The sequence below is a fragment of the Microcoleus sp. AT3-D2 genome (genome assembly GCF_036705715.1).
GTDB lineage: Bacteria > Cyanobacteriota > Cyanobacteriia > Cyanobacteriales > Microcoleaceae > Microcoleus.
In genome coordinates this window covers 30,888-49,974 of record NZ_JAUBVE010000023.1, presented here as the reverse complement: position 1 = coordinate 49,974, position 19,087 = coordinate 30,888, and the positions used below count along the sequence as shown (strand labels likewise).

At 43.9% G+C, this 19,087-nt stretch carries 19 protein-coding genes; 10 read left to right on the top strand and 9 right to left on the bottom strand.

From position 1 onward, the window contains the following. Window positions 1-4: 4 nt before the first annotated feature. Window positions 5-1,027: a cysteine peptidase family C39 domain-containing protein gene (locus tag QUB44_RS12820; RefSeq protein WP_333367638.1), complete on the top strand. Its 1,023-nt coding sequence runs from the start codon at window positions 5-7 to the stop codon at window positions 1,025-1,027. 159 nt (window positions 1,028-1,186) lie between these two features. Here QUB44_RS12820 and QUB44_RS12815 read toward each other — a convergent pair whose 3' ends face one another. Both QUB44_RS12815 and QUB44_RS12810 read right to left on the bottom strand, forming a co-directional pair. After that, window positions 1,187-2,062, bottom strand: coding sequence for a GIY-YIG nuclease family protein (locus QUB44_RS12815; protein ID WP_333367635.1), 876 nt, complete (start codon window positions 2,060-2,062; stop codon window positions 1,187-1,189). Between the two features lie 196 nt (window positions 2,063-2,258). Continuing rightward, window positions 2,259-3,290 (bottom strand): isochorismatase, encoded by a 1,032-nt coding sequence (locus QUB44_RS12810; RefSeq protein ID WP_333367632.1) that lies wholly within the window; start codon window positions 3,288-3,290, stop codon window positions 2,259-2,261. Between the two features lie 78 nt (window positions 3,291-3,368). On the opposite strand from QUB44_RS12810, the gene QUB44_RS12805 reads away from it, so the two are divergent. Both QUB44_RS12805 and QUB44_RS12800 read left to right on the top strand, forming a co-directional pair. Continuing rightward, entirely contained in the window at window positions 3,369-4,100 is a 732-nt protein-coding gene (locus QUB44_RS12805) for a TVP38/TMEM64 family protein (protein ID WP_333367629.1), read from the top strand. 16 nt (window positions 4,101-4,116) lie between these two features. Beyond that, entirely contained in the window at window positions 4,117-5,652 is a 1,536-nt protein-coding gene (locus tag QUB44_RS12800) for a mercuric reductase (RefSeq protein WP_333367624.1), read from the top strand. 253 nt (window positions 5,653-5,905) lie between these two features. Here the strand turns inward: QUB44_RS12800 and QUB44_RS12795 are convergent, their stop codons facing one another. The 3 genes from QUB44_RS12795 to QUB44_RS12785 all read right to left on the bottom strand — a co-directional run bounded on the left by QUB44_RS12795 (window position 5,906) and on the right by QUB44_RS12785 (window position 8,723). Beyond that, entirely contained in the window at window positions 5,906-6,490 is a 585-nt protein-coding gene (locus QUB44_RS12795) for a Uma2 family endonuclease (RefSeq protein WP_333367621.1), read from the bottom strand. A gap of 70 nt (window positions 6,491-6,560) precedes the next feature. Continuing rightward, complete coding sequence (locus QUB44_RS12790) at window positions 6,561-7,409, bottom strand: phosphatase domain-containing protein (RefSeq protein WP_333367618.1); 849 nt, start codon at window positions 7,407-7,409, stop codon at window positions 6,561-6,563. A gap of 228 nt (window positions 7,410-7,637) precedes the next feature. Beyond that, window positions 7,638-8,723: a T4 RnlA family RNA ligase gene (locus tag QUB44_RS12785; protein ID WP_333367615.1), complete on the bottom strand. Its 1,086-nt coding sequence runs from the start codon at window positions 8,721-8,723 to the stop codon at window positions 7,638-7,640. A gap of 190 nt (window positions 8,724-8,913) precedes the next feature. On the opposite strand from QUB44_RS12785, the gene QUB44_RS12780 reads away from it, so the two are divergent. The 4 genes from QUB44_RS12780 to QUB44_RS12765 all read left to right on the top strand — a co-directional run bounded on the left by QUB44_RS12780 (window position 8,914) and on the right by QUB44_RS12765 (window position 11,366). Then, entirely contained in the window at window positions 8,914-9,474 is a 561-nt protein-coding gene (locus QUB44_RS12780; RefSeq protein WP_333367612.1) for a hypothetical protein, read from the top strand. 146 nt (window positions 9,475-9,620) lie between these two features. Further along, window positions 9,621-10,625 (top strand): hypothetical protein, encoded by a 1,005-nt coding sequence (locus tag QUB44_RS12775; RefSeq protein WP_333367609.1) that lies wholly within the window; start codon window positions 9,621-9,623, stop codon window positions 10,623-10,625. Between the two features lie 70 nt (window positions 10,626-10,695). Next, window positions 10,696-10,932, top strand: coding sequence for a type II toxin-antitoxin system Phd/YefM family antitoxin (locus QUB44_RS12770; protein WP_106147641.1), 237 nt, complete (start codon window positions 10,696-10,698; stop codon window positions 10,930-10,932). Then, complete coding sequence (locus QUB44_RS12765) at window positions 10,929-11,366, top strand: type II toxin-antitoxin system VapC family toxin (protein ID WP_333367605.1); 438 nt, start codon at window positions 10,929-10,931, stop codon at window positions 11,364-11,366. The genes QUB44_RS12770 and QUB44_RS12765 overlap by 4 nt, the downstream gene beginning before the upstream one ends. 58 nt (window positions 11,367-11,424) lie before the next feature. Here QUB44_RS12765 and QUB44_RS12760 read toward each other — a convergent pair whose 3' ends face one another. Continuing rightward, window positions 11,425-11,856 carry a type II toxin-antitoxin system antitoxin SocA domain-containing protein gene (locus tag QUB44_RS12760; RefSeq protein WP_333367602.1) on the bottom strand — a complete coding sequence of 144 codons (432 nt, stop codon included), beginning with the start codon at window positions 11,854-11,856 and terminating at the stop codon, window positions 11,425-11,427. A 516-nt stretch (window positions 11,857-12,372) separates the two neighbouring features. Between QUB44_RS12760 and hemC the strand changes: the two genes are divergently transcribed. From hemC to glgA, 3 genes are all read left to right on the top strand, one after another. After that, complete coding sequence (gene hemC, locus QUB44_RS12755; protein WP_333367599.1) at window positions 12,373-13,344, top strand: hydroxymethylbilane synthase; 972 nt, start codon at window positions 12,373-12,375, stop codon at window positions 13,342-13,344. 357 nt (window positions 13,345-13,701) lie between these two features. Further along, on the top strand, window positions 13,702-14,529 hold the full coding sequence (locus QUB44_RS12750) for a S1C family serine protease (RefSeq protein ID WP_333367596.1): 828 nt from the start codon (window positions 13,702-13,704) through the stop codon (window positions 14,527-14,529). 409 nt (window positions 14,530-14,938) lie between these two features. Next, complete coding sequence (glgA, locus tag QUB44_RS12745) at window positions 14,939-16,366, top strand: glycogen synthase GlgA (RefSeq protein ID WP_333367592.1); 1,428 nt, start codon at window positions 14,939-14,941, stop codon at window positions 16,364-16,366. A gap of 105 nt (window positions 16,367-16,471) precedes the next feature. Here the strand turns inward: glgA and QUB44_RS12740 are convergent, their stop codons facing one another. From QUB44_RS12740 to rnc (QUB44_RS12730), 3 genes are all read right to left on the bottom strand, one after another. Beyond that, entirely contained in the window at window positions 16,472-16,900 is a 429-nt protein-coding gene (locus QUB44_RS12740; RefSeq protein ID WP_333367589.1) for a DUF1824 family protein, read from the bottom strand. A gap of 219 nt (window positions 16,901-17,119) precedes the next feature. Next, window positions 17,120-17,812 (bottom strand): ribonuclease III, encoded by a 693-nt coding sequence (gene rnc, locus QUB44_RS12735; protein ID WP_333367586.1) that lies wholly within the window; start codon window positions 17,810-17,812, stop codon window positions 17,120-17,122. Window positions 17,813-17,858: 46 nt separating this feature from the next. Further along, window positions 17,859-19,061, bottom strand: coding sequence for a ribonuclease III (rnc, locus tag QUB44_RS12730; protein WP_333367583.1), 1,203 nt, complete (start codon window positions 19,059-19,061; stop codon window positions 17,859-17,861). Between the last annotated feature and the right edge of the window lie 26 nt (window positions 19,062-19,087).

Here is a 19,087-nt window from a genome sequence, read left to right as displayed (position 1 = left end):
GTTCATGGAAATATTAGTGACGCTGGTGCTGGGTTCGGTGCTGTTTGTCTGGGGAATGCGGTTCGGGCGGGTGTTAGTTCGGTCGGGAGTGACGGCTAACGATTTGTTTAAGGGCAGAAATTCGATCGCCTTAGCTTTTTTGGGTTTTTATATTGCCTTGCTGCTACTGGCTCTAAATATGCCTCAAATGCCTGTTTTGCCGATCGAGTGGCGCTTTCACGGGATGCGAGTTACTTGGACTTTGCTACGAGTGATGTTGATGGGAGTCTGCGGTATTGGCTTTAGTATAAGTTGGTTGACAGCGCGATCGCAAGTAATCGCAGTAATTTTAATTTGCTTGTTGGGATTGGGAGGATTTACAGGCGCTGAAAACTATTTTATGGCGCCAATTTACGCTGATTTAATAGATAATTTGCGGCCCAACGGTGTGTTTCGGCAAACATCTAACAGCAGTTGCGCCCCCGCCGCCCTAGCAACAGTGTTAAGGCGTTGGGGAATCGATGCGACGGAATCGACTGTAGCGCGTTTTGCCGGCACGAGTCGCTTGGGAACTTCGATGCCGCAGTTAATTATAGCAGCAAGAGCTTTGGGCGTAAATGCGATCGAACTAACGCCAACTTGGGAGCAAATTCAGCAAATTAATCGCCCCGGAGTGCTAGCATTTTGGCTATTTGACGGCCCTCGGAAGCTACCCCACGCGGTCGCTTTGCTGGGAATGAATGACAGTGTAGCTGCCATTGGAGACCCGGCACGGGGCAGGATTTTCTATTTAGATAGGGCAACTTTTACCCAGATTTGGCGCGAAGAATACGTGCCGATTTTTCGTTCGGCGGATATCTTGTTAAGTGACAAACAAGCTATTGACTATTTGAGTAAATTAGGATATAATAGCGGGAATTTAAAAGCAGATATCCAGCGCTTTCAAACAAATAAAAAATTAAAAGTTAGCGGCAAGTTAGACCGGATGACTGAGTTAATGTTGAGCGGCTCTTTTTTGGAGGGAGTGCCGAGATTGGATGGGAAATAGTTATTGAAAATCATGAACCGTAGGGGCGGGTTTTACCAACCAGAGCAGCCTAAAATTGCTCGTCTCAAAAACCCGCCCCCACCTACTAAAAATAAAAATCTACCTTATTATAAATAAGGTACTTTTTTTTGATACTTCAAATTAATAATATTTGTGTTTTTACCAAATTAGCTCTTTATTAAGGCTAAACTCAGCAGGCAATGGTTGTAACTTTTCAGCAACACCTAAAAGATAATCTTTGGCGAAGTTATCGATGTTTGTGCTGTTTTTTAATAAATATGAACTTAACAATGTAGGTTTAGAAAGCCCTTTAAGTGTCACACCTGCTATCTCATAATTTAATATATCTGGATAAACATCTTGAAAAACGGCATCGGCAAAATTACAATCGAATAGCTCCACAAATGTAAAAATAACTTGTCGGGCATCAAAAAAATAACAACTTCCTAGGAGTTGCTGTTCATGGCTGATGTAAAAACGTTTTTTTGTACGATCGGCAGAGCTTTTCCATAACAATTGTCCCATATTTTGCCTACACAAAACTAAAATATGTAACTGCTGGTCTTCATATACACCAGCAACCAAACCCCGAAATAAATCTGACGGCTCTCTGGGAATCGTTTGCCCATTAAGCGATTTGTATATTACTGAAGGAAAAAGAGGCTGGCTGGCAAGCTTAAGCAATCGCTGCAACTCAGAAAACCGGGGACTGGTTTTGGGCAAGTATTTCTTGACTTTGCCATAGTTCAGTAAGGGATTAAATTGCTCGATATATTGACACTCTAACTCTTTCAATTCAGAAACGGAAGCTAGAATATATTTAATAACGATTTTATCCAATCCTTTTCTAGCAAGTTGCTTGTAGCGGTGATGGCTCGCTCCTGCCCAACGTTTCCGTAAGTTTTGGGCTTGACCAATATAAAATAATTGTTCGCGTTCACCGACCACAAAATAAATACCTGGATGGTCAGGAAGCTGGTGGCGAAGGCGTAGGGTTAACTGCCCAGACAAAGGCTCTACACTACTTGGATTCATAATTTCATTATCCTTGTTTGTTTTATTATTTAATAGCTAACCGGATTTAATATCACGAGTTAAGCAGCGATTGACTGGGCAATCTTTACGCTCGCAGATAGGACTGCGGTACCTGCGAGCGTCAACCCGCGCTCTGTACGGATAATAGCCGACAGATCATTAGATACTAAGCTCATACTCACAGCCAGTTGCTAACTTATCTTGATTGTACCTCAAACTGAGTAGATTGAACAATATTCATTCCCGCAGCCGCAAATTTTTGATAAGCTGCATCTGCTTGTTCCGTAAAATCAACAACACCCGGAACAACCACAGGCGAAGTGCAATCTTCCAGCAAATAAACCTTCTTTGCCAAATTCCGATCTCGCGCCAAAATTTCCGTCAGCAAATCATCAATTGTCCAAGCAACGCAGTGACTTTTGGCTTGTCCGGCAATAATTACTGCATCAAAATCCAGCAATTTATCAATAAACTTAGCATTCTTTTCAGCAATCGGATTGCCGTCGAATCCATCTAAAACTTCGGGTCGCAAAACCGAATAGTTTTCTGTCAGTGGATTCCCGCCTTTGATTTCAAAAAGTGCTTGGCTATTGCGAGCTATAGTATGAAAAAATACTGCTTCTTCCACCGCAGAAACCAGCGCGTGTCCGATGCCACCCAGCATCGAGTGATAGGGCCAAATTGTCAGGGGATATTTCCCATCGTCGCTGAGTTTTTTGACGTAGTGGCAAGCCTGTTTTTCCAGTGCTGATAAATTGCCCCCGCTGATGTTATCGGCGACGGCTGGATTGACTTTCCAAATGCCTTGCTGCACGTCTTCTAAAGTAATTGATATGGCGGCGGGTAGGGGGTGTTCGCCTGCTTCGTTTATCCAAAAGATTGGATGAAAAATTTGCATGGCGGTGTGGGTGTCCATTGTCGGCGCAATGGTTGTAATCGCGTTTAAATTGCGGTAAATAAATTCGCACAGCCGCAGGTTATCATCAACTGCACCACTACCGGAACGCCCGCCAACAAATAGTTCAAATTCGGGCAAGCAAAAGGTATTTTGGGCATCGATTATCAGCAAACAAATGCGTTTTTTGTCGCTGGATGCTGGCTGGATGCTGTGCTGCTTTGCCCAATCTTTCGCTTGGGTGGCCCGTTCTTGGTAGGGGACTCGCCAGACTTCGCCTACTTTTTTGGGGTCGAAATGTTCGGGGATTGGGAGTTGGGCTTTTGGTGTCATAACCTATCGCTTTTATGGTAGTTGACAGTAATAATTTAAGTTTGGAGTATAATGCTGATCAATATTTGCGGGTGAATCATGGCAAAAGAACGAATCCAAGATTATGCTAGGGTAAAATTTAAACGCATAGTGTTGTTTTTTTTGATCGCACTTTTGCTCGCTCTCTTAATTGTAGCAACTCGCTCTGCCTACGTTCAAGATGTTTTGAGAACTCTGTTAATGCGGATCGAGGATTTAGGCTGGTGGGGGCCGGTGGCTTTTGTAGCTACTTATAACTTGGCTACTGTGCTGTTTGTACCGGGTTCGGTACTGACGCTGGGAGGGGGGGCGATTTTTGGTTTGTGGTGGGGTTCAGTTTACGTATTTGCGGCGTCCATTTTAGGTGCTGTATTTGCTTTTGCGATCGGGCGCTATTTGTGCCGCGATCGCGTGGTAAAATATATGGAATCTCACCCCAAGTTTAAAGCTCTCGATCGCGCAGTTTCCCAACAAGGATTAAAAATTGTTTTTTTAACTCGTCTTTGTCCTTTATTTCCTTTCAATTTATTGAATTACGCTCTGGGAATCACTCAAGTTTCTTTGAAAGATTACGTGCTGGGTTCCTTTGGCATGATACCGGGTACAATTATGTACGTCTATTCCGGCTCTTTGGTGGGAGAGGTTGCTGCGATAGGCACGCAAACTATGTATGCAAGTCCTCAAGATTCCGCAGTAAAATGGTTGATTAATATTATCAGTTTTCTTGCTACTGTCGCTGTTACTGTCTTTATCACTCGCATAGCCAGCAAAGCTTTGGAAGAAAGTATTTAATTAGGAGGATTTGCGAATGCCCCAGTCAGAAGTCGATCGCGTAACTGTCCCCCCGATGGACGAACACAACCAGAAATTAGTCTCCTATTTGCATCCGCCAGATTGGGTAAATCCGCAGCCGGCTAGTTCTTATAATTTAGTAGTAATTGGCGCGGGGCCCGCTGGATTAATTGTTGCTGCAGGTGCCGCAGGTTTGGGCGCGAAAGTTGCTTTGATTGAAAAACATTTAATGGGCGGTGACTGTTTGAATGTCGGTTGTGTGCCGTCAAAAGCTTTAATTCGATCGTCTCGCACTGTCGGCGATATCTGGGAAGCAAGTAAATTTGGTGTTAATGTTTCTGACAGTGTAGAAGTGGATTTTGCCGCTGTGATGGAACGGCTGCGCCGCATCAGGGCGGGAATCAGCGATGTTGATTCTGTTGAACGCTACCAGTACAAATTAGGAGTTGATGTTTTTTTAGGTTCTGGTCGTTTTACTAGCAATAATACAGTAGAAGTTGCAGGCAAAACTCTCCGCTTTAAAAAAGCAGTAATTGCCACAGGTGCAAGGGCGCTACAACCGCAAATTCCAGGTTTACAGGAAGCTGGATATCTGACAAATGAAACTGTCTTTAACCTCACGGAAAGGCCACAACGCTTAGCTGTAATTGGCGCAGGGCCGATCGGCTGCGAATTGGCCCAAGCCTTTCGCAGACTGGGTTCGGAAGTCGTATTGCTGCACAAAAATGCTCAGATTTTAGACAAAGAAGATGCGGAGGCTGCTACGATTGTACAGCAGGCTTTTGTAAAGGAAAAAATTCAGCTAATACTTGAATCCAAAATAGAGCGCGTTGAGAAAACAAATGCAGGCAAAGTAATTTATTATAAATGTCAAGGTGAGGAAGCATCGGTAACAGTAGATGAAATTATTGTGAGTACAGGGCGATCGCCCAACGTCGAAGGATTGAATCTGGAATCTGTCAGCGTAGAATACGATACACAAAAAGGCGTATTTGTCAATGACAATTTGCAAACTACCAATCCCCGCATTTATGCCGCTGGGGACATTTGCATGAAGCATAAATTTACTCACGCTGCTGATTTTGCCGCGAGAATGGTGATTCAAAACACTCTGTTTTTCGGGCGCAAAAAGCTCAGCGCTTTGACGATACCTTGGTGTACTTATACAGATCCGGAAATTGCGCGCGTCGGAATGGGCGAACACGAGGCTGAGGAAAAAGGCATTGATATCGATACATTTTTAATTCCTTTCAGTCAAGTCGATCGGGCAATTATTGACGGCGAAGAGGAAGGATTTGTGAAAATTCACGTCAAAAAAGGCAGCGATAAAATATTAGGTGCAACTATTGTAGCGCGACACGCTGGGGATATGATCAGCGAGATTACTTTGGCAATGGTTAACAATATTGGTTTGGGAAAGATTGCTAGCACAATTCACCCGTATCCGACACAAGCTGATGCAATTCGGAAAGCCGGAGATGCTTACAATCGCACTCGTTTGACTCCGTTTGTGAAGAATTTGTTTAATCGCTGGCTGGCTTGGACGCGGTAGTTTGAACTGTATTGAATCAACACCAGGTACAATTGAACCGTAGGGGCGGGTTCACCAACCATCTATGGAAAAAATTAATAATCTCCTAAACTCGCCCCCACCCGATAGAAAATACAAATTTACCATTAATTTCTTGAATCAAATGTTGATGTAAAATAGGGTGTTGGAGGGCGGGTTTATCAGATTGTTTGATTTGTGTTAAAGATTTCGGTGAACCCGCCCCTACAGAGATTGCGGTTTTCAATATTCCCATTTACGTTTCTGTTTCTGTTTCAAATCCAACACCTTCATACAAAAGTGCGATCGGCAAATCAAACCCAATACTTGATAAAGTGATAATCTCTCCAGCAGTGTAAGAATAGTAAAGCCACATTCTGCCCTCGCCCCGACAGTAACGTTCAACAAAAATCTTTTGTGAATCAATCAAGATATACTCTTGCAAAGTCGGAATTTTTAGGTAACAAGTGAATTTTTCATCCCGATCTTTAGCACTTGTACTGGGAGAAAGAACTTCCACAATGATTTTAGGATTCTGAATGAATGTGCGGGAATTCATGTCTTGAGGGTCGCAACTGACTATCACATCAGGGTAGTAGTAACGGCTTTGAAAACTGACTTGCAATTTCACGTCTGACACGTTGATCCGACAGCCTCTAGAACGCAGATGCGGGTACAAGTTCCTGTAAAAGTTGAGTGCAAGATCGTTATGGGGAATTGTACTGCCTGTCATGGCAAAAACTTCGCCGTTGACATATTCGTGGCGAATCTCTTGTTGAGCTTCCCATTCGAGATATTCCTCAACCGTCATTTTTTGGGGTTCTTGGGGAATGGCTATCATAACAAAATTTTTTGTAATGTTACTTTGATTATAGCATTAGGCATGGGACAATTGTCATAAAAACCATAGGTCAAAAATCCCCTTCATCTACTTGGAATACCGTCAATCCCAAGCCTCTCCACATATCAACAACTTGCTGGCGATCGTCCAAAACAAACTTAATGTTATATTTTCCTTCAATATGCTGCCGATAGAACTCCTCTTTAATAATAGAATCCTTCCTCATATCTCCGGTTTTCCGCATATAAAGGTTGGCATAATTCACCTCGTACTGCTGCAACCATTTTTTAGTTTGAGGCTGACAGTCATCCGTCCTGCCCGACACTACAATAATATTAACGCTGGACTGCCACTTGCGAACGGTATCTAAAACTGGCTGATTTGGCAAATCGCGATCGCACGTCGAAGCATCAAAAGGATTTCTGCCATTGAGAAGTGCCAGCGTACCGTCCATATCGACAATAATTGCATCCGGCAAATCCGGGTTATATTCCGGCGGCCCAACGGGAACCCGCACATACTTATTGTACATCTTCATAATCACATCTTTGCCCACCGAATTAAGCCTTTTCAAATCCCGTTTAATACATTCCTCAACCGGAACTTGCAGGAAAGAATCATTAACTTCGACGAGGGCTTTACCTTTTACTAACTGTTTGATATGCTCGATGTGATGCCCGAAATTAGTATCATCAACAATGACGTGCTTGCCGCTTTCCAAAGCCATCAAAATAATCGTATCTCTCAACTGCACAATAAACTTTTCATTCGCCGGCGACCAATGAGAAGCGTGAGCCATTTCTCTGAGCAAATCTTTATTGCTACGCACCCACTTTGCAGGTTCCGACAGCAGCAATTCCCTAGCAAATTGAGATTTTCCCGAAGCGGGTAAACCGACAAGTACAATAACTCTTTTCATGGTAATTAGAAGGAAGTTCGACAACGGATTATGTAACGGATGTAACGGATGTCAGTCCGATGTCCGTCGAAAGAAGGAAGAAGGCTGATACAGCAAGCTTTTTAGCCACCTGTATCTTAGGTTGAATTAGGTGCATTTACTTCTTTATTCTGTCACCTAAAATATAATGTTAATCTTTGTTCGTAGTGAGGGTTTTAGTCCTCATTCAAGAAACGACTGTAGTCGTTACTACAAACCTAGATGGATGTAATCTAAACCCAATAGCTCCTCTATTTTATGGATCGTAACATCACGGAGAGCTTCTTTCACTCCCGCAACTCTTCTGGCCCGCAAAGAAAACAAAATCCCGGAATACGGCAAATGTTTCACAGCTAATGCAAAATCTTTCTGAACTTCAATATGTTCGTGTTGTCGGTAAGCTTCCTCAATTTCTTCAATCAAAGATTGATATTTGTCCTTAACTTGTTGATACAACTCACTCCACTCAGGAAAATAAGCTAAAAACTCTTCTCCTTCATTAGTTAAAACAATTTCTATCAGGCGACGAGTCGAAAACCCTGCGCGCAGATGGGAAATCGCGACATATTGCGGAGACTTAACTTTAACTCGGTTGAAGTTAGCGTCGCAGATAATATACCCTTCCGAATTCATCGGATCTAAATGTTGAGCCGCTTCGATAACTTCTTTCCAGCTAGTTAAAGGATAGGATACGACCAATTCCCATCCGTATTTATTTGCCCAAATACTCGGGTCGGTTTCTAGCAGCGTTTGAGTGTTGCGAACCCCGTGCAGCACGATTTGATTGTTTTTTGGCTGGACAACTATTCTATTGTAAGGCGTTATCAATTCAAAGATAAAACACTGGTCGGTTTCTTCCGGCAATTGATATCCCAATTCTTGCCAGACTTTCCAAAAAAGTTCGGCAAAAGTGAATCCAAAACCGTTAACTTCGCCGGCGGCGTCGGGAGTACCGCTAGATTGCACTCTCCATTCTCCCTTGTAAAAATACAGTACAGTCAGAGAACCGTCTAGTTTTTCATAAACTTTGGCATGACTCCAATCAATTGCAGCGGCGTGAATTTCTCCGTAATTAAAAAATTTGTCGTAGGGATAAGAAACTATCTGCCAATTTTGAGATGAATCTAAAATAATACCTCGGCACTGCTGGACTATTTTTTCGCCCAGGGGAGATTCTATCTGCGAGTATTTCAGACAGACTAAATCGGGATATTGGCGGTGGCGGGTAACTTTGATATGATAAGTTTCGGACAAGGTTTCCAATCCGTGCTGGCGTAAATACTCTTGCAGTTCCACGTTCTATTCCTAAATTGCTCGCCTTCTCTATATTATAGATGACTTCATATTCTGGCAACCTTGTCAAGATAGTCAAAAAACATTTTTCCCGGAAAAGCGAGTGTTAATTTAGTATTTTAAATTATGGTTGTAGATAGGTGAATGCGGTTTGCCACCCAACTAAACTCTTGGAATATTAAGGAAAAAGACCGTGAAGAAGAAATTATTACTTTTGGCTACTTCTGCTGGTGTATTGACTGCTTTAGTACCTCTTTCGGTTGTTTTTGGCTCTTCGCAATTGTCGCAGCGACAATCGGGAACAACACAAATTGCTCAAGGAGGCACTGCGGTTCCGGTAAATCCAATTTTGCAAAAGTTAAAAGGCAAAACGCAAGTGCCTATTTTTATTCCCAGCAGGATTCCGCTTTCGGGAAAAATGTACTATCCAACTACAGCACAAGCAAACAGCTATACTATTTCAATCGATTATAAACCAGATTGCGGCGGTACGACAGTTTGCTCTTTTGGGTCAATTCTAGGTCAAAAAGGCGGGGAGTTTACTACAAAACTAGAAGGGGTAACTAAGACGTTAAAAAATGTCAAACTTGCGGGCGGAGTGAAAGGAGTTTATCATAACGGTTGCGGGGCTTACTGCACAGCAACTCTTCAGTGGAAAACTCAGGGTTTTATGTATACCGTCGCCATTAAGAACGGACGAGAATCTGATGTATTTTTAATAGGAAATTCTGCTATTCAAGCTGGGAAGCGTTAAGTTTAGCAGTCGGGGAGGCGCAACTTCTATATGTAGGGTGCGTAAGGGCGCACCTTACCCTTATTGTATGATATATCTTAACTCGCACTCGCCCCTTACAAGATGCTATTGTTTTTTTGCGCTGACCTACTTAGGGAGAAATCAGGATGAGGGGAAGATGGCTATTTGCGGCGATTTTTGCTTGTGTGGTGACTGCTTTTACTATCGCACCTTTGACACCAAACTCAGCGTTAGCAAGGACTGAACTCCCGATTACAGAAATCCGCTGGTTTAATTATTCCCGTGAAGATAGCTGGCAACCGATACAATTTATTGTACCCGATCGCAATACTACACAATCTGCCGGCAGCTCCAAGTTGCGGTTGTACGATGTTCATATTGCCAAGATGTTTGAGATTTCGCGTTTTTTGTGCGATCGCGATCGCACTTGGGCCGGTTACAATTGGTCTTACGGAGCCGCAAATGGCAACATTGACATGGGAAACTTCAAAATTAGCTGCAATCTCGCCCGTACCACAGCCACAACTTACGGACTAGGGAAACCAGAAATTACAGTAATTCGCCGCAATTTCGACCTTCCAGGCGGCCAGCCATCTGTTGCTGTAGAAAAATATTCTATTCCTACTCTGAACGTTGAGAAAACTAGAGTTGTACAATGGAGAAACTTTGTCCAAAAATTCCCCCCAATTCCCAACAATTCAGGTACAAATCAAGCTAATACTCGTTTTCCAGTAAGTAACATTTCTCAGCAAATCAAAGGCAAAACACGAGTACCTGTTTTTCTACCGAGCCTACTTCCTTTATCTGACTCTCAGCAACTTGATTTTGACGTGCAAGCTGGCTCCCACGGTTACATTGTTGAAATGTATTTAGGCAAAGACTGCCGCGGCGGAGCTTGTGCTTTTGGCACAATCACAGCTAAAAAAAATGAACCGTTTTCGCCTCCATCGCAATTGCCTAGGGATACTTATAGAAGCATTGAATTAGCAGGCGGAATGAGGGGAATTTATTTCCAGACTTGTGGTAATTACTGCATTTCTTATGTGGAGTGGCAAAGGCTGGGTGTACTTTACCGAGTAAGTCTCAAAAATGGAAGGCAGTCAGAAGTTGTTGGGATAGCAAATTCTGCACTTCAAGCTGGGTCACGTTAATACTATTTTAGATTTGAAATTTGAAGTTTTCCTTGATGTACAATTAAATTGTACCTAAACAACTAATAAGATGCCTGCGATTAGTGTTGAAGAAGCCAAGCAGAGCCTGCAAGCTATCTTGGAAAAGGTGGCCAAAGGAGAAGAAGTGACAATCGTACACGAAGGTAAAGTAGTAGCTCGCGTAGTCCCGCCGCTCACGAAAAAGCAGCGGTTAGCTGAACTCAAGAGATTCCGAGACTCTATTCAAGTAAAGGGTGAACCCCTGAGTGCAACAGTCATTAGGCTACGACAGGAGGAACGCTATTGATTTACTTGGATACTAGCGTCATTGCTCCCAATTACTGGCCAGAAGGTCTTAGCGAAGCATCTCAGCAGTTACTGGGGACTGAGACTGAACTAGGGTTAAGTCAGCTAGTTGAGGTAGAATTTTTTTCCGCACTGTCTCGCAGAGTGCGAATGAGAGAAATTTCTCAGGAAAGGGCAAGACAAATAGCAATAGAGTTTCAGGCAGACTTGGACAGTGATTTTTATACTCGCATCCCCTTAGAGTCAATTCATTACAATTTAGCTCGCGATTGGATTAGCCACTTTGAAGTACCGTTGCGTACCTTAGATGCACTGCATTTAGCAGTAGCAAGTTCTAATCAGTTGCTTTTGGTGACTGGCGATGAGGCTTGGGCTCGCAGTGCTCGGACTTTAGGAATTGAAGTTCAGTTATTGACTGCCGTAACTGAGGGCTAAAAGTTCGATCGACCTTTTGTCAGCGAAGCTGCACTTACGCCTCCACCAAAGGTGCATATCAGGATTTCATATCCTCGTGGGAAATGATTTTAGTTGATGTTTCCGCAGGTTCTAATCCCTGGCGGGCGTTGAGCCAAGGTGTCTCAGATTGTGTCAATTCTGCCAAATGTTTAGCACTTAATTCTCCATAAGCATTCCAAACTTCTTCGAGTACCTCAATCTCATCTTCTTCAAATTCTCCCTCAAAATTATCAGGAGCGGGAATATCGGTATATTTGTAAGCTTTGTACTCATCCCAAACATGGCGGACAATGGGGCCGAAAACCCAAGCTTCAATATCTTGAAAAAATAGCTGCTGGCCTCTAAAGACTAAACTCCAAGCTTGTGCATAATACACGAGCTTTTGCAGTTTCAGAGGAGAAATGGTATCGCCTGCTTCTCGATCGACACGAGATAAAAAGTAACGAGCTACGTCAAGATCACTTTTCATAGTTTTAGGATTTGAGTAATTTGACAAATTCACTTTTGATGCTAAGCTATTTGGTGGCTTTAGAAGTACGATCGCCCTTTTTCCCTCGCCACTACATTTTTCTATCCAAATCTGGCAACTTTTGAGCTAATTCTTTCTCGCCGCAGCTAAGCTAACTCCTAATGTCAACCAGGTTCATCCGGCTCGACCCTAGGTAAATCTTACATCGCCGGCAGCCTTTGCTTCGGAATGTCGATCGCCCCCATGCCAGCAAAGCCCAATGCTGGATGGGAAACATCATCAAGAATCACTGCTACGGGCCGTCATACGATTTTAGATTTTAGATTGGCAATGGCTTATTATGTAAAGGTTTGAAGCTTGCCTACCGTTGCATCCTTTTTTCAAACAGGCGGTCAAAATCTGGTATTTCTATTTTATCGCCCGAATTATCCCAACCAGCAATTAAAGTCCCCACCTGCGGTACGCTAGATCAGGTGAATATATTGGCTGATTTCAAGCTATCCTCCGATCGATCTTATGTCCCCAACCACATCTGCCCCTTCCCGAACCGTTCGCATCGGTTCCCGCAAAAGCCAACTCGCTCTCGTGCAAACCCACTGGGTGCAAGAACAGCTACAGAAACACTTCCCGGAACACACTTTTGAAGTCCACACCATGTCCACCCAAGGGGACATAATTCTTGATGTCGCCCTCGCTAAAATTGGCGATAAAGGACTTTTCACCAAAGAATTAGAAACGGGGATGATTAACAATGAAACGGACTTTGCCGTTCATTCCCTCAAAGATTTGCCTACCAATTTGCCCGAAGGTTTAATTTTAGGATGCGTCACCGAACGGGAAAATCCCGCTGACGCCTTGGTAGTTCACTCCAAGCACAAAGACAAGCAACTCGACACCCTCCCAGAAGGTTCAGTAATCGGGACTTCTTCTCTGCGGCGGCTGGCTCAACTGCGGCACCATTTCCCTCATTTTGAATTTAAAGATATTCGCGGCAATCTCAATACGAGACTCGCTAAATTAGATGATGGCGGTTACGACGCGATTATTTTAGCAGTTGCCGGCCTCGAAAGATTGGGAATGGGCGATCGTATCCACCAAATTATCCCTGCTGAAATCTCCCTTCACGCCGTCGGACAAGGTGCTTTGGGCATCGAATGCCGCGCCGGAGACACAGAAATCATGGAAGTGATTAAAGCTCTCGAACACTCGGAAACCGCCCAAAGATGTTATGCAGAACGCGCATTTCTGCGGGAATTAGAAGGTGGCTGTCAAGTGCCGATCGGCGTCAATACCAAAATAGAAAACGGTCAATTAACCTTAACCGGAATGGTATCGAGTCTGGACGGCCAGCGCTTCGTCAAAGATACTGTTTCCGGCGCTGCCGAAACTGCTGAACTGCTGGGAATTGACCTCGCTCACCGCTTGCGCCAACAGGGAGCTAGTGAAATTTTGGAGGAAATATTTGTCCAAGTTCAACGTGGTTCCTAAAGGCTATCCGCATCTCTTTGTCAATGCTTTTAGACGCGATATATCGCCTTTTGTAAAATAAAAATAACAGGCGGTTTGCTTCGGCCAAACAGGTAGAGTAGCAGTCTGATTGTAGATTTTTGATGGGATTTTAGGTAGGACTTGCGCGATAGATTTCAAAAATATCTGACTAATTTAGGACGCTCCGCACGAGTGTGGAGCAACCCGGTTTCTGATGTAAGTCTCGCTGTATAGCCCAAGATTTATGGTAAAAACCGGTTTTTTTTCGTAAGTCCTATAATTCTTAACATCCCCATCCACAATCTACAATCAAACATCCAAAATTAATCAGCAATTTATTTCAGGTAAAAGCCAAATATGAGCGCTAGAGAAACTCAATTAAAGCTGGAAGTGAAAAAGGTTCAGCAACTCTATAGCAAAATGCAAGCAGACCAACAAGCTTTGCAGAAGCAATTGAAAGAGTTCAAAACTCAAGCAGGAAATTTTTCGGATGCAGTCGAGCAAGTCTTGCCGTCCTTAGTTTCAATTTACGTCATGGATTGGGATACAGAAGAAGAGATTTCTTCAGGAAGCGGGTTCTTTGTATCTCCGGACATAATTGTCACGAACTATCACGTGGTAGAAGATATTGCCGATGAAGATTACTTCTATGAAGAAGATGAAATCGAACAGGTTTTAGTCGAAACTCACGACGGAAAATTGAGATTGGCAGAGGTGGTGTTTACTGGTAATGCCGAAGAAGATTTAGCATTACTCTTAATTAGCGATTTTACCTTCGACCCGAACACAGGGGAACAAGTGGACTCTCCCCAAGAATATCCTCCCCTAGAGTTATCTTTTGATGTGAAAGTGGGAGATAAAGTAGTGGCTGTGGGTAATCCTTTGGGGCAGTTTGCTTCAACTGTAACTCAAGGTATTGTGAGTGCAATTCGCGAACCAGAGGAATATGAAGAAGGCGACGATGAAGAAGATGATGTTGCTGAGGTGAAGGTGTTGCAAACTGATGCGGCGATTAATCCGGGCAATTCCGGCGGGCCGCTGATTAATATGGCAGGTCAAGTGGTTGGGGTGAATACGTGGGGATGGGAAGATGCTGATAATATTAATTTGGCGATCGCCTCTGAAGCTTTGGATGATTTTCTAGCGGGATTTGAGGAGACTTTTGAGGACAATTCTCAGAATTAGTCGGGAGTTGTCCGTAATATGTGATTCGGGCGATCGCCCTTTTTCTCAGAGGGGATAGAAAAGGCGATCGCTATTTCCTGAATTACATTACTGATGGCTTTGGGTTCAGTTTTACTAATGCGTAAAAATTCTCACACTGCCTACCATTTTTGATGTTTACAGTCAATCAGAAAGTGACATATAAATTTGATTAGATCCTGAAAATTGTCGCGGGAGGGTAGTCTGGGCGATCGCTATTTTTTTCACCGCACAGCGACGCGGAGGGAAAAATGGCGATCGCATTCTTGAGTAAACTGCGATCGCTACAGCAACTCAGATTTATACTTGTTTTTGGCAGGCGCGTTAATATTGTGCCACTCGCCATTTAAACTTAATCTAGACTAACAATCTCAAGGAACACAAAAAAATAATGCGTATTTTATTTGTATCCGCCGAAGCATCACCCCTCGCCAAAGTGGGCGGTATGGGCGATGTCGTCGGCGCTTTGCCGAAATTTCTGCGGCGCATGGGCCACGATGTCCGCATCTTCATGCCCTACTACGGTTTCATCCCCGACAAAATGGACGTTCCCAAAAAACCTGTTTGGGATGGGTCTGCCATGTTCCAAAGCTTCTCGGTGTTTGAAACTGTTTTGCCGGGAACCGATGTACCTTTATACTTATTACAACATCCATCTTTCTTGCCGCGCCGCGTTTACGGCGGTTTAGATGAAGATTGGAGGTTCACTTTCTTTGCCAATGCTGCGGCTGAATTTGCCTGGAATCATTGGAAGCCCCAAATTATCCACTGTCACGACTGGCATACGGGGATGATACCTGTTTGGATGAGCCAAGACCCCGATATCAGCACGGTTTTTACTATTCACAATTTAGCTTATCAAGGGCCGTGGCGCTGGCGTTTGGAACAGATGACTTGGTGTCCTTGGTATATGCAAGGTCACAATACAATGGCAGCCGCAGTACAGTTTGCCGATCGAGTAAATACAGTTTCACCGACTTACGCCGAGCAAATCAAAACCCCAGCTTATGGGGAAACTTTGGAAGGTTTGCTATCTTACATCGGCGGTAAAGTATCGGGCATTTTGAACGGAATTGATACAGAATCTTACAACCCAGCAACTGACAAGTACCTCCATCAACAATTTAGTGTTGATACTATTGAAAAGCGCCCCGCCAATAAAATTGCGCTGCAAGAAGAAGTCGGCTTGGAAGTGAATAAAAATGCCTTTTTGATCGGCATGGTGACGCGGCTGGTAGAACAAAAGGGATTGGATTTAATAATTCAAATGCTCGATCTGTTCATGGCTTATACCGACGCTCAATTTATTGTACTCGGAACGGGCGATCGCTACTACGAAACCCAACTTTGGCAAATGACAGCGCGCTATCCCGGTAGGATGTCCACCCAACTACTTTACAACGAGGCCCTCTCCCGGCGCGTTTACGCAGGCTGCGACAGCTTCCTGATGCCCAGCCGTTTCGAGCCCTGCGGCATTAGCCAAATGCTCGCCCTCCGCTACGGGTGCGTGCCAATGGTTCGTCGCACCGGCGGTTTAGTCGATACCGTTTCCCACAACAACCCGATCGACAATACCGGTACCGGTTACTGTTTCGATCGCTACGAACCCCTCGATTTGTTCACCTGCATGATCAGAACTTGGGAAGGTTTCCGCTACAAAGATAAGTGGAGAGAACTGCAACAGCGCGGCATGAGAGAAGATTTTAGCTGGGATATTTCTGCCCGGAAATACATCAACTTGTACAGCGATATTTTGGGACTGCCACCGGAAGAAACCACACCGGCACCAGAGGCAGAATTGATCGTTGGCAAGGGTTAATTGGTAATCGGTAAGTTGACAGTTGACAGTTGACTGTTGACTGTTGACTGTTGTTTTTTGTTAGTTTTTTGTTCCAATGCCCTATGCCCTATGCCCTATGCCCGATTAATCAACAAATAAATCGAGAGGTAAATGACCGTAAGTTCCGCTAACTCCACCTTCAAAGGAAGATTGACACGAAATCAAAACGCCCCGGTAAGTTCCGGGATAGCCATCAACATAATACGACCCCTTCAAAGTATTGAACTTAATATAAACCGAACCAGCAAAGGTCGAGACAGCATTGGGATCTAAAACAGCTTGATATCCCAAAGCTTTCAAATAAGCTTCTAAAGCTAAAAACCCCTCATCCGTCGAAGAAGCGCACACTCCCAACATTTGATAATCCGATAAACTTGCTACCAGCAAAATTGCTTGACGGAGTGCCTGTTTTTCCAGCGGCGATGCTACAGATTGCATATCCAGACAAGTGAAATCTTTGAGGATTTGCTGTGCTTCTTCAACAGTTAGGGTAGTCGGGTTGTGAGTAGACATGAATTGCTCTGATATTTCCCAAAATTACGATCAACACTCGGGTACTCGTCAACGAATTTCTGCCCTTGCAACCCTCGATCGACGGCGGTAACACTTACGCAAGTCTTGATTATAGCCCATTGTGTGCTCTGGCAATCAATTCGGGCGATCGTCTTCGAGGGCTTTGCCAACTGCCGTATCGCACAAAAAAGCTAGTAGTTTTTACCGATGTTTTCAAGTTTAGATCAGTCCGCGTTTTTTCAGCTTTGCTAGCGCATCTTCAGCCGCATTTTTCTCAGCATCTTGTTTACGGCGACCCCGGCCAACACCGTACATTTTACCGCTGACATACACTTGAGCAGTGAACTCTTTAGCATGATCTGGGCCTTCCTCGTCAATGATTGAATATTCGGGGTTTTGACCGAATTTTGCCAGAGCCCACTCCTGAAATCGATTTTTAGAGTCTACAAGGTTTTTTTGCCCAGCATCGGACTGAGGGTAAATCATACTATCAGCAACTGGAATAAACAGCTTTTTAACAAAGGCGCGGACAGGTGTAATGGTTGAGTCGAGATAGTATGCACCAATAATCGCTTCAAAAGTATCGCAAAGCAAAGAGGGATTTTGGCGACCTTTATCTTGTTCTGCCCCTTTTCCCAGGCGCATTAACTTGCCTATACCTAGTTGCTCAGCAAACTTTGCTAGCTGATTCTGATCGACTAATCCAGAGCGCAACCGAGTTAATTGAGCTTCGCTAAAATCTTCATAGCGCTTGTACAAGATTTCGCCAACTAGATAACCTAGGAGGGCGTCGCCGAGGAATTCTAGTCGCTCGTTATGTTCGCCTGCTTCGGGGTGTTCGTTAACATAGGAACGGTGGGTTAAAGCACGTTGCAAGAGCGATTCATCTTTAAATTTTGGAAATTTGTACATTTTGATGTCTGGACTTGCTGGGAAATTAATAGCATGGAAAACGTTTCTATATTAGCCTGAGTTTTTTAAGTGCGTCTTCAGCCGCACGTTTTTCACCTTCTTTTTTACTGCGACCACTTCCTTGACCGTACACCTTACTATTTACGCGCACTTCAACAGTAAATTCTTTAGCGTGATCTGGCCCTGCCTCGTTGATTGTGATGTATTGAGGGGTAATTGGCCCGATATTCTGCTGTACCCATTCCTGAAACCGATTTTTTGGGTCTCCAAGAATGTTAGAGTTCGGTTCTGACCCAGAAGAAATAAGTTCTTCCACTACTGGCGTAAATAGCGGTTCTACAAAATCCCGGACAGCATCAATGCCAGAATCAAGAAAATAGGCGCCGATAATTGCTTCAAAAGTATTGCTTAGCAACGACTCTTTAGCAGTACCTCCACTTGTTGCTTCACCCCTGCCTAGCAGCATCCACTGGCCGATATCCAAGGCGACAGCAAACCTTGCCAATTGCCTGTCTTTCACCAACAAAGAACGCAGGTCAGTTAGTTCACCTTCATTTTTATCTGAGTAGTGGCGGTAGAGATATTCGCCACTTAGAAAAGTCAGCAAGGCATCGCCTAGAAATTCTAATAGCTCGTTGTCTTTGCTGACTGCTTTAGGGTTTTCGTAAAGGTAAGAGCGGTGAGTGAGTGCCTGATTTAGCAGATCGGCTTCCTGAAAAGGTAGCCGTTTTAGTAAATCGCTCAATCTTTCTCTAATGCGGTCTTCTTCAGCAGAAAAATGGCGATTTTCTTGACGAGTTTGTTCTTGAGACAGGAGTCGCAGGACTTCTTGCTGTTGCTTTTCTACTTCTTTAATATCGGCTTGTGGTGCGGAGACAGCTTTTAGTAGTCGGGCAATACTATCCAGGGCGCGATAGGTGTTAGCGGTGGAAAATGGGGCTTGGTGTGCCCAATCGTTGCGGACTTGGATAAGTTCAGTTACCAGGCCGTTTCCTGTAGAATTTAGCTTTTCGTTGAAAACTTTATCCCACTGCTTTGACATGACTAACAGCAGCATCGCAACATCTTCACTCAGAATACTGTCTGCTGATTTTTGTTTCAATGGTTTATGCTTAGGTAAGCAGGACTTAGCCTCTTTTTCCCAGCTATTACTGTAAACTCCCTGCATTTCCTGTTTAAGATAAGGATACAATCCCTGACATAAGAGGTTTAAAGCTCTGTCAACTCGTTCGCGATTGCTAATAGCCATATGTTGTTTTTACTTGCCTTTCTTAT